The following is an 11,336-nucleotide window of genomic DNA, read 5'->3' as shown; positions in this document are numbered from 1 at the left end:
AGGGATATATACAGGTTGAGTGATACCGCGTTAACGCATCATCTTCAGCCACTGCTCATCTGAGGCAAACCATTCCACCAGGAAATCCAGCATTGAACGCAGCGCCGCAGGCATCTGTTTGCGGGAGGTATAGATGCCGTAAATCTCCATTTGCTGTGGCTGGTAGTCGGGTAATAACTCAACCAGTTCACCTGTGGCCAGCAGCGGGGCGGCTGAATAATACGGCTGCATTGAGATACCGGCGGCTTGTAATGTCCCGGCCAGCAACACCACGGATTCGTTGGCACTAAGGTTGCCACTGACGGCGACGCTTGATTGTTCACCGTCGCGCTCGAAATACCACAGGCTTTTCCCAAACCACGAATAGGTCAGGCAATTATGACTGGCGAGATCTTCGGGATGTTGCGGCGTGCCGTGCGCAGCCAGATATTCCGGTGAGGCGCAAACAACGGACTGGCATATTGAAAGCGGACGGGCAATCAGATTGGGATCGAGTTCATTGGTGATGCGAAGCGCCAGATCGATGCGCTCTTCCACCAGATTCACCGTACGGTTGTTCATCTGCAAATCAACCGTCACTAACGGGTGCTGTTTCAGGAACTGAGTCACAGCACCCACCAACGCGGTTTGTCCCAGCGATTGCGAGCAGGTGATGCGTAATAAGCCGCGAATTTCATCGCTTTGCGAGTCTTCAACCCGGTCTATGTCGTTCGCTACATCGAGCATTTTGCGTGAGAGCGCCAGCGTACGCTCGCCCGCGTCCGTCAGGCTCAACTTGCGTGTGGTGCGATGCAAAAGCCGGGCGCCCGCCCACTCTTCCATTTGCGCCAGATACCGCGTGACCATAGCGCGCGACATCTCAAGGTGTTCAGCGGCGGCAATCATGCTGCCTCGTTCGACGATGGTGATAAAGACGTTTGCTGCCGTAAGGCGATCCATGATTCGTCCGATTTACGCAATGAATAGTTGCTTATTATCGGGTTTTTGTCTCGATTTGTGCAACGTAAGATGTGCCCATCATTTATGACCAATCAGGACATCGACCATGTTTAAAAATCAAAAACCATTACTGGCACTGGCACTTATTGGCGTCAGCACCTGGGCGAATGCCGCCAGCCCATTGAAGATGGACGTCTATAATCCCGGCGAAAAGAGCGTTTTCCCGGTGTCCTCTGAAATCATCAGCGGCGACCATGAAGTGGTGCTGATCGATGCTCAATTCCAGGGTAACGATGCCGAACAACTGGTAAAGAAAATTAAAGCCACCGGCAAAACATTGACCACGGTTTATATCAGCCATTCAGACCCAGACTTCTATTTTGGTCTGGATAAAATTCATGCCGCGTTCCCGAAAGCTAAAATTGTTGCAACCCCAGAAACGATTAACGCGATTGAGTCTTCAAAAGAGGGCAAGCTGGCGTACTGGGGGCCGATTCTGAAAGACAATGCGCCGCAGACGATTATCGTCCCGCAGCCGTTGTCGGGTAACCGTTTTACCGTTGACGGGCATCAGATTGAAGTGAAAGGCAACACGGCAGATCGTACCTTTGTCTGGATCCCTGCGTTAAAAGCGGTCGTCGGTGGAGTGCCGGTTTCCGGCAATAATATTCATTTATGGGTCGCGGATACGCAAACCGCGAAGTCTCGCGCCGACTGGCAGCAAACGCTGGAAAGCATTAAAGCTCTGAAGCCGAAAGTCGTGGTGCCGGGCCATTTCTTACCGGGTGCGCCGCAAACGCTGGAGTCTGTAACCTTCACGCAAAACTACCTCACCGCGCTGGAAGTGGCTTTACCCAAGGCAAAAGATTCGGCAGAACTGATTGCGATGATGAAAAAACAGTACCCAAATCTGAAAGATGAATCGAGCCTGGAACTCAGCGCTAAAGTGCTGAAAAACGAAATGAAATGGCCGCAATAATACGAGGTAAATCATGAGCACAACGACCCTGCATTACATTTTCGATCCGCTGTGCGGTTGGTGCTACGGTGCTGCACCGCTAGTGGATGCCGCCCGGGCGGTTCCTGGCCTTGCCATCGCCCTGCATGGTGGCGGCATGATGGTGGGCAGCCATCGTCGCAAAATTGATGCGCAATGGCGCGGTCATGTGATTGAGCATGACGCAAGGATTGCCGCCATGACCGGGCAGCCGTTTGGCGAGGCGTATATCAACGGTTTGTTGCTGGATACCACCGCGATGATGGACTCAGCACCGCCGACCTGTGCGATCCTCGCCGCTGAGAAGCTCGACGGGCAAGGGTTGGAGATGCTGCACCTGATTCAGGTTGCGCATTATCAACAGGGTAAACGCGTAGCGGATATGCGGGTGCTGGAAGGGCTGGCACAAGAGGCCGGATTCCCTGTGGATGAGTTTATGCAGGAAATGGCGTTAATTGAGACGACTACGCTTGCTGACCATATCGCCCAGAGCCGTGCGCTGCTGGCAAAAGTTCAGGGGCCAGGGTTCCCCACCTTCGTGCTGGAAGATGCGCAAGGCCAGCTCCATGTCCTTCCGGTCGGGCAGTACCTTGGCGATGCGAAGGCGTGGCAGGCTTTACTGCACGAATACGTTAGCGCTCGGTAAACCTCGCTACTCCCGATGCAGCAAATCCCCATAAATCTCGGCCAGTAACCCGCCCGCCGCCTGAATTGAAGACTGCAAATCAGTCCCTGATCTGGAAAAGAATGAAAAATTATATTCTTTTGCCATAGCAGGGGCTGATTCTGTATTTCCACCCTATGCAGTGAGTTGTTCTCGGAATATCCTCAAAATTACACAATTTTAAAATTATAATAAATTGATTTTCTTTGGTTTTTATTTCTGTGTGTCGTACTGCTTAGATGCCTGAGCCACTATTTCCGACAGAGATTAGTTTTTTTATCCTGCACCGTTCTGTCATCTCATTTATTTTTGCGCTTTGAGTGGATTAATAAGTAAGGAAAGCTTCTATGCACATTTCACCTCCAATCCTTTTTCCTCGTAGGGTCAATGAAGATTATGCCGCATGGATAATGCGGGCTATGCCCGTAGACCCGCGTCGTGGTTTTCCTGTAAACGGTGTTGAGTCGTGGCACGGTGGCATTCATATACCTCATACCGATACCGATGTTTTAACCATGCCGCTGAGCGCCATTGCAGATGGCGTGGTTGTTTATGCGAACCCTCCTGCTCCTTCCGAAAAGCGGGATCAGAAACCGCTGAACTATGATGGCGGAACAGATAACGGATGCGTCCTGATTCGGCATGAAATGCTGATTGGTGAAGCCCCGGTATCGTGTGTGTTTTACTCACTGACCATGCACATGAACCAGGTACGACCCGAAATTCAGGATAAAGCCGGTGTTCGCGTCAGACGAGGACAGATTATTGGCACATCCGGTATGGTCAGCGGAAGCAATGCGTACCATTTCCAGATGTGTTGCTCTTCCGAAATGCTGAAGATGCTGTGTGGACGTGATCACGGCAATCTTGATGTTACCGCGCCAGGGAGAGCAAAACCCGCTTATGGTTATCGCTATTTCTTTCTTCCAGAAGGGACAGCGATTTATAAGGGGGACACGCCTTATGCTTTGTTCACATCACCTTGTTGCATCACCTCTGAAGCGCTCTATATTGCCCATGAAGGATCCCGGACTCAAACGCTGCATAAGGTCGGCAATGATTACCAAAGCGTTGGGGAAACGGCCATGGCTGTTGATTACATCTGCGAACCTTCATCGGCAGCCCGCGGGCATAAAACATACAGTGAATGGATTAGGGTGGCTTACCCCGGCGGTGAAGGATGGGTTGATGTATCGTCCCCAAAGGTGAATACCTGGACGGATGCGGATTTCCCTGACTGGGCAGGCTGGACCCTTGCTGATGATGATCTAACACCAGACGGTCAGTGCAATTCGGCGATCATTAAGAAAGCGCGGGAGAAGCAGAATGCTGATTTTATTCCGTTTATTTGCAAATTCCCGCTGGAGTGGAATTTTGCGTCGTTTGATACCCGCTTTTCATGGCTGAAAGCACAGAATGACTCGCTACCTAAACCCATGAATGATGAAAGTTACAGTGAGCTGAAGGAGCATGCTAAGGCACAGTCTTTCTTCGATAAACTCCCGGTGGAAATTCAGAAGGAGTTAAACGGTCTGATCTGGCATTTCGACCCTCGCGGCCTGATTATCCAGCTACAGAAAGCAGAGCGTCGACTCATCTATTACAGCGCTAATGGAGTTAAGAGCAAAAAAATGAATGATTTCACCGTTGACGATATGCAATACGGTGATTTAACCAAAGAACAGATACTGGTGCAGGGAAAACTGAATCGGGTGAATGTTTTTGGTGAGGAATTTAAGCTTAACCTGTTTGATTTTGAGAAAACGGTTAATGAGCACTTTGCCAGCATGGACAGTATGGCCTACTGGACCGCGTGGGGCGAATACGCTCCTCTCATCAGGATCATGTTTGAAAAATTCAGAAAGAATGAAGGCGGAGTGCTAAGACATGAACTGCTTAATATGGCATTTTTGGAGCATGAGACTACAAAGGAATGCGTGGCTAAGATTAGAGAATCTATTATACAAAAACTGTACTTAAATGGCTTTAGTTCTCTATCTGAATCAGATTTGAAAGCTATAAATAATGATATCAAACAAATTAAACTCCCTAAATTTGATAATGTAGACTGGTTTAATGGGCTTGGAATTACTATCCATGATACCTACTCGACTAAGATATACCTTGATGATTTCGAAATCATAGATAAAAACGTTAGTAATTCTCACCAAAAAAAATTCCATATTAGATTGGTATTCCAAATCCAGGACCATTTTGGATTAGATGTTGATGATGTAAACGGAAAGGGCTTTGAAATTTCATCCTGGTTCTGTTCATGGTTTATCTTACAACGTTATAAAAACTATGGTTTCAAACCATTTATTAATGAAGCAAATTTCAGTATATGGATAGAAGGATAACGGGATGAAATATTTTAAAATTATTGTCGCTACATTTTTCTTTGCAGTGCTTTATATATTGCACGCATATTTCCTAAGGCAGGGGGAAGTTAGCAGTATCTATCAGCACACTGAGAAAAGTGAAAGCTGGAACTGTAAATCAACTGTTGTTTTAGTTGATGATGCACCTTTATCTCGTTATGCCCAGAAAGGAATGTGGACTAAATATAGTAATAAAATACTAGAGAAATCGCCCCTTATTACATCCGAATGCGATAGTGTTATTTTTTTGAATAATAAAACTGAGCGTGCAATTGATGTAGGAGATACCCATTACTGGATTGGTGATTATCAGTATTGCTTGAACGGTGTTTTTGGGCGTGAAAAATGTATATCAAAAGAAGAGCAAATTTTTTCCATTCAACTAAGAAAAACTGCTCTTGAGGATGAAAAAGTAGGAGTAGTAGATAGAAATCCTATTTACATTCATTTTATTGATTACGGTAAGTAGCCGCCTAACTATGGCTACTGCCTGGGGGCCCGTAACATAATAAAATGAAGCCTTGTGCAAAACGCAATCCGCAAAACTTACAACAAGAACCACACCCGTAGATTGATCTCCCTGCTACTCCCGATGCAGCAAATCCCCATAAATCTCGGCCAGTAACCCACCCGCCGCAAACTGCTTTTTAATCCACTGGGTGACCTGCCCGGTGGCGGCGTGTTGGGTTGCCAGCAACATGCGTGAATGCTGGCGCGGGTTGTTTATCTGGCGCGTGACCAGCAGACCGCTTTCTTGCGCTTCACGGACCATGTAATCAGGCAAAAAACCCACCCCTTCACCCAAAATCTGGCACTGGCATTTGGTGTTAAAATCCGGCACCAGAATCGCTTCCTGGCCGTGCAGCAACCAGCCCACTTTTTTATTCAGTGTCAGCGCAGTGTCTTCCACCATGATATTGGGATACAGGCGCAACTGGCTTTCAGAAATCGGCTCCGGCATAAACGCCAGCGGGTGGGTCGGGGCGATGGCAAATTCCCAGCGAATGGCACCGATTTCGGTGTAGTCGATACCGCCGCCGTCGAGCAACGTATCCGGCGCGCCAATCGCGATATTCGCCTGATTATTGATAATCGCGTCCCACACGCCGTTGTAGACCTCGGTGGTAATCGTAATCAGGCAAGTGGGGAACTGTTTCTTAAGAATTTGTAGCAGTTTTGCGGTGTGGCGCGGAGTGTAGAGCAACTGATTGATGCAGATGCGCACCTTCACCTCAATCCCTTGCGAGATGGTATCGACACCGCGTTTGATGGCATGGAAATCGTTAAGCAGCTCAGTCGCCTTGCGATAGAAATAGTAGCCTGACTCGGTGAGTTCGATGCTGCGCGTGTTACGCACAAACAGCACCACATCGAGGTAAGTCTCAATTCGCTTGATGGTGTAGCTGACCGCAGACGTAGTGACACCCAACTCTACGGCGGCTTTACTGAAACTGGCGTAACGGGCAGTGGTGGTAAAAGCCTGGAGGTTTTCTTCGGTGAAAATGGAGTTCATGACGCGATTTCCCTGGGCCGACGAATTGTTGAATGTATTTGTATTCCTTATGATCCACCATCCAGCCTTGAACCATATTTAACACTGCCGTTACAACTGATTTGAAGAGTATCACACTTCTTGAATCCTGTTTTCCCCGCTGCCGACAAGGGCTAGCCCTATCTTGGGTAGTCGGTACTAAAGTGTGGTGAAAACGGTTTTATCATAGGTAAAACATTGCGCTGAAGCACATTTTACCCACATTGTTGAATTCTATTCAACAATGCTGTCATTAACGATGAATGATTTTTAAACGGATGTTAATAACGCCAGAGTGTTGCTATTCTCAGTTCATCGGAAATAGCAAAGGTTGGGAGTATGGATATGTCTCAGAAAGAACTCATTGCAGAATTTCTAAATGCAGCCGAACAAGGGCAACTAGAAAACCTAAAACAATGCCTTAATGATGGCGTGGATATTAATGCCACTAATCGCCAGGGGCGCACCGCAATTACACTCGCCAGTTTGCACCAAAAATATGATTGCATCGATTATTTAATCGCAGCCGGTGCTGATATTAATAAACAAGATGAAACTTGCTTTAATCCTTTTCTACTGAGTTGCCTGAATAACGATCTCACCTTATTGCGCCTGATATTACCGGCAAATCCTGATCTGAATGTTTTATCACGTTTTGGTGGTGTTGGAATTACTCCTGCCAGCGAAAAAGGTCACGTCGAGATTGTGCGTGAATTAGTGACGCGCACGGAAATAAACGTCAATCACACAAACTTTGTGGGCTGGACGCCGCTGCTGGAAGCCATCGTGCTTAATGACGGTGGCCCTAAGCAGCAAGAGATCGTCAAACTGCTGCTGGACCATGGTGCGAATCCGCATATGACCGACAAATACGGCAAATCTCCGCTGACGCTTGCGCGGGATAAAGGCTATCACGAGATTGCTGAATTGCTGGTAAACGCCGGTGCGTAAAACACAGGAGATGCACTATCGCAGGCACGATTGAGCGGCAGTGCTTCCTGGCTATAACGGCAGATAGTGCGTTTTTAAATTCATCTTTTACAAACGGTTATGTTGAGCAGGTGTTTTCAAGGGCGGTGAATATTCACCTCCCTGACAGGCAACAGATTGTCACCTTGCTCAGCACCCATTGTGATAACGCACCGAACAGCTGCCGTTTAGCACTTGAGCATTGTCAGGACCTATTCCGACCCGGTGAGCGGGTAAATTTTCACAGTAACGGCATTGATATTGGCAACGATAAACGCATTGATTTATCACACGCTACACGCTGGCAACCCGATGCACTTTATTTGAGCCCACAACGTAGACAAGAAATTGACTGGCAAAATCTGGCGCAAATCACCCTGGCCAGCGTGATGCACAGTTCGTCATTATTTTATTTTCAGGGCAATAATATTTTTCATCAGGAAATGAGTCGCTTGCTGCAATTACACCGGGCGAAACTTATTTTAGCGCTACGGGAAGATAATTGTATTGCTATTGAAAATGAAATGACCGCGTTGCTGGGGTTAGGTATTGGGTTAACGCCGACGGGCGATGATTATCTTGCCGGATTAAGTGCGGTGTTATTTATTAACGGGCATCCGGCCAATAAATATCGCTCGTTATTTATTTCTGTATTAGCACGAGCCAGGAATAAAACCACGCTTCTCAGTGCCATTACGCTGCGGGAAGCTATTGATCAACGCTTTCGTGAAAGTATCCATAATTTTATTTATCACGCACTGAACGGCGAACAACAAAATATTCAGCAGTTTATTAATGAAATTAAAAAAATAGGGTCAAGTTCAGGTTGTGACATGCTTTGCGGCATGGCAGATGCCTTCGCGTTGACCCGATATGACGGAGGAAATCATGTCAACCAGGATTGTGATTAAAAAGAATACCTATTTTGATTCTGTCTCACTGATGTCCATCTCAACCAAAGCTAACCAGCTGGAAGGGGTTGAACAGGCGTTTGTGGCGATGGCCACCGAGATGAACAAAGGCGTGCTGAAAAACCTTGGCTTGTTAAACGATGAGCTCGAACAGGCCAACAATGGCGATCTGATGATCGTTGTCAAAGGTGCCAGCGACGCAGCAAACGAGGCCACACTTGAGGCCATCGAAGGGTTGTTCACGCGAAAAGACAACGGTGGTTCGCGCCACGAAGCACGATACGCAACGCTTGCCAGCGCAAGCCACAACGTGCCTGAAAGCAACCTAGCGGTGATTTCTGTTAACGGCGCATTTGCTGCCCGCGAAGCGCGCCAGGCGCTGGAAAACAATCTCAACGTGATGCTGTTTTCCGACAACGTCTCCCTTGAGGATGAACTGGCACTTAAACAACTCGCGCACAGCAAAGGCTTGCTGATGATGGGGCCAGATTGCGGCACCGCGATTATCAATGGCGCGGCGTTGTGCTTTGGCAATGCGGTGCGTCGCGGATCTATCGGTATCGTGGGCGCGTCGGGAACCGGCAGCCAGGAACTCAGCGTGCGTATTCACGAGTTTGGCGGGGGTGTTTCTCAGCTTATCGGCACAGGCGGACGTGATTTAAGCGAGAAAATCGGCGGCATCATGATGCTGGATGCGATTCAGATGCTGGAAGATGACGCACAAACCGAAGTGATTGTGCTGGTCTCAAAACCGCCAGCTGAAAGCGTCGCGCGTAAAGTGCTGGAGCGTGCGCAGGCTTGCCGCAAGCCAGTTGTTGTCTGCTTCCTCGGGACAAAAGAGACACGCGCAGATGAACCGGGCTTACAGTTTGCCCGTGCCACTAAAGAAGCCGCGCTAAAAGCCGTGTTGCTCACAGGTATTAAAAAGGAATCTCTGGATCTCCACCCGCTTAACTGGCCGCTTATCGAAGAAGTTCGTGCCCGTCTGAAGCCTGAACAGAAGTACATTCGTGCGCTGTTCTGCGGCGGTACGCTGTGCGACGAAGCGATGTTTGCCGCACTGGAAAAATACCCGGACGTTTACAGCAATATCCAGCCAAACCCGGAATATCGCCTCAAAGACGTCAATGTCAGCATTGCCCACACCTTCCTGGATTTTGGTGACGACGATTTCACCAACGGCAAACCGCACCCGATGATTGATCCAACCAACCGCATCAGCCGCCTGTTGCAAGAAGCGCGTGATCCTGAAGTCGGCGTGATTGCGATGGATTTCGTGCTGGGTTACGGCTCGCATGAAGACCCTGTTGGCGTGATGCTTGATGCCATCAAAGAAGCGAAAGCCATTGCTGCACGCGATGGGCGTCATCTGGAGATTTTGGGTTACGTCCTGGGTACGGATTTGGACACCCCTTCACTTGCCCAGCAGTGCCAGATGCTGACGGATGCGGGCGTGATTTGGGCAAGCAGTAGCACCAACACCGGTCTGCTGGCACGTGAGTTTGTCTGCAAGGAGAATGCACAATGAGTTTGTTCAACCAACCGCTGAACGTGATTAACGTCGGTATTGCGATGTTTAGCGACGATTTGAAAAAGCAGAACATCCCCGTGACTCAACTGGACTGGACGCCGCCGGGGCAGGGCAATTTAGACGTGGTTAAGTCATTGGATGCCATTGCAGCCCCAGGGCTTGCGGAAAAAGTGGCGGCGGCCAACAAGCTTGCCGTTGAGCGCATCATCCAGTCCCATCCTGTGCTGATCGGCTATGACCAGGCGATCAACGTGGTGCCGGGCATGACCCGCAATACGATTTTGCACGCCGGGCCTCCGGTTGCCTGGGAAAAAATGTGCGGCGCGATGAAAGGCGCGGTTACCGGCGCGTTAGTCTTTGAAGGGCTTGCCGCAAACCTGGAAGACGCCGCAGAGCTTGCCGCATCGGGCGAAATTATCTTCTCACCTTGCCACGAACACGACTGCGTAGGCTCGATGGCGGGCGTGACTTCCGCTTCGATGTTTATGCATATCGTCGAGAACAAAACCTACGGCAACCGCGCTTACACCAACCTTAGCGAGCAGATGGCGAAGATCCTGCGCATGGGTGCCAACGACCAGAGCGTGATCGACCGTCTTATCTGGATGCGCGATGTGCTTGGCCCAATGCTGCGCGATGCGATGAAGCTCGCTGGAGAGATCGATTTACGTCTGATGCTGGCGCAAGCGCTGCATATGGGCGACGAGTGTCACAACCGTAACAATGCGGGCACGACGTTGTTGATTCAGGCACTGACGCCGTGGATTATCCAGACCAACTTCACCGTGGCGCAACAAAAAGAGGTATTCGATTTTGTCGCCAGCAGCGACTACTTCTCCGGCCCAACGTGGATGGCAATGTGTAAAGCGGCGATGGATGCGGCGCACGGCATCGAGTACAGCACCGTCGTCACCACCATGGCGCGTAACGGTGTGGAGTTCGGTTTGCGCGTGAGCGGCTTGCCAGGCCACTGGTTTACCGGCCCGGCGCAGCAGGTTATCGGCCCGATGTTTGCCGGTTACAAGCCCGCAGATTCCGGCCTGGATATCGGTGATAGCGCGATAACCGAAACCTACGGCATTGGCGGTTTCGCCATGGCGACGGCACCGGCGATTGTCGCACTAGTGGGCGGCACCGTGGATGAAGCCATCGATTTTTCGCGCCAGATGCGCGAGATAACCCTCGGCGAAAACCCTAACGTCACGATTCCGTTGCTGTCGTTTATGGGGATCCCGACCGCCATTGATATCACGCGCGTCGGCGACAGCGGCATTTTGCCGGTGATCAACACGGCCATTGCCCACAAAGATGCGGGTATTGGCATGATTGGCGCCGGGATTGTGCATCCGCCGTTTGAATGTTTTGAGAAGGCTCTGCTCGCCTTTAGCGGGCGTTACTCTTTCTGAGGGACAC

General features: G+C 49.6%; 10 protein-coding genes. 8 read left to right on the top strand and 2 right to left on the bottom strand.

The annotated features are described in order from the left end of the window. Positions 1–30 precede the first annotated feature (30 nt). Positions 31–939, bottom strand: coding sequence for a LysR family transcriptional regulator (locus OH773_RS16230; protein WP_270139997.1), 909 nt, complete (start codon positions 937–939; stop codon positions 31–33). Between the two features lie 106 nt (positions 940–1,045). Here OH773_RS16230 and OH773_RS16225 point away from each other — a divergent pair, with 106 nt between their 5' ends. The 4 genes from OH773_RS16225 (at position 1,046) to OH773_RS16210 (ending at position 5,450) form a co-directional block, all read left to right on the top strand. Next, positions 1,046–1,918 carry an MBL fold metallo-hydrolase gene (locus tag OH773_RS16225; protein ID WP_270139995.1) on the top strand — a complete coding sequence of 291 codons (873 nt, stop codon included), beginning with the start codon at positions 1,046–1,048 and terminating at the stop codon, positions 1,916–1,918. Positions 1,919–1,931: 13 nt separating this feature from the next. Further along, the gene (locus tag OH773_RS16220; protein WP_270139992.1) at positions 1,932–2,582 is read left to right on the top strand and encodes a DsbA family protein; all 651 of its coding nucleotides are present in this window, start codon (positions 1,932–1,934) and stop codon (positions 2,580–2,582) included. Between the two features lie 365 nt (positions 2,583–2,947). Beyond that, entirely contained in the window at positions 2,948–4,960 is a 2,013-nt protein-coding gene (locus OH773_RS16215) for a DUF3289 family protein (RefSeq protein WP_270139990.1), read from the top strand. 4 nt (positions 4,961–4,964) lie between these two features. Then, on the top strand, positions 4,965–5,450 hold the full coding sequence (locus tag OH773_RS16210; protein ID WP_270139988.1) for a hypothetical protein: 486 nt from the start codon (positions 4,965–4,967) through the stop codon (positions 5,448–5,450). 114 nt (positions 5,451–5,564) lie between these two features. Here the strand turns inward: OH773_RS16210 and OH773_RS16205 are convergent, their stop codons facing one another. Then, entirely contained in the window at positions 5,565–6,494 is a 930-nt protein-coding gene (locus tag OH773_RS16205) for a LysR substrate-binding domain-containing protein (RefSeq protein WP_183271208.1), read from the bottom strand. Between the two features lie 363 nt (positions 6,495–6,857). On the opposite strand from OH773_RS16205, the gene OH773_RS16200 reads away from it, so the two are divergent. The 4 genes from OH773_RS16200 (at position 6,858) to OH773_RS16185 (ending at position 11,329) form a co-directional block, all read left to right on the top strand. Continuing rightward, complete coding sequence (locus OH773_RS16200; RefSeq protein WP_270139985.1) at positions 6,858–7,463, top strand: ankyrin repeat domain-containing protein; 606 nt, start codon at positions 6,858–6,860, stop codon at positions 7,461–7,463. A gap of 164 nt (positions 7,464–7,627) precedes the next feature. Beyond that, entirely contained in the window at positions 7,628–8,392 is a 765-nt protein-coding gene (locus OH773_RS16195; protein ID WP_270139983.1) for a DUF2877 domain-containing protein, read from the top strand. Then, entirely contained in the window at positions 8,370–9,920 is a 1,551-nt protein-coding gene (gene fdrA / locus OH773_RS16190; protein ID WP_270139981.1) for an acyl-CoA synthetase FdrA, read from the top strand. The genes OH773_RS16195 and fdrA overlap by 23 nt, the downstream gene beginning before the upstream one ends. Continuing rightward, complete coding sequence (locus OH773_RS16185; protein ID WP_270139979.1) at positions 9,917–11,329, top strand: DUF1116 domain-containing protein; 1,413 nt, start codon at positions 9,917–9,919, stop codon at positions 11,327–11,329. Before fdrA ends, OH773_RS16185 begins: the two co-directional genes overlap by 4 nt. Positions 11,330–11,336: the final 7 nt, after the last annotated feature.

This window comes from Buttiauxella sp. WJP83 (assembly GCF_027594725.1).
Lineage (GTDB): Bacteria > Pseudomonadota > Gammaproteobacteria > Enterobacterales > Enterobacteriaceae > Buttiauxella > Buttiauxella selenatireducens.
The sequence above is the reverse complement of the archived record's forward strand: the minus strand, read 5'-3'. Positions and strand labels throughout refer to the sequence as shown.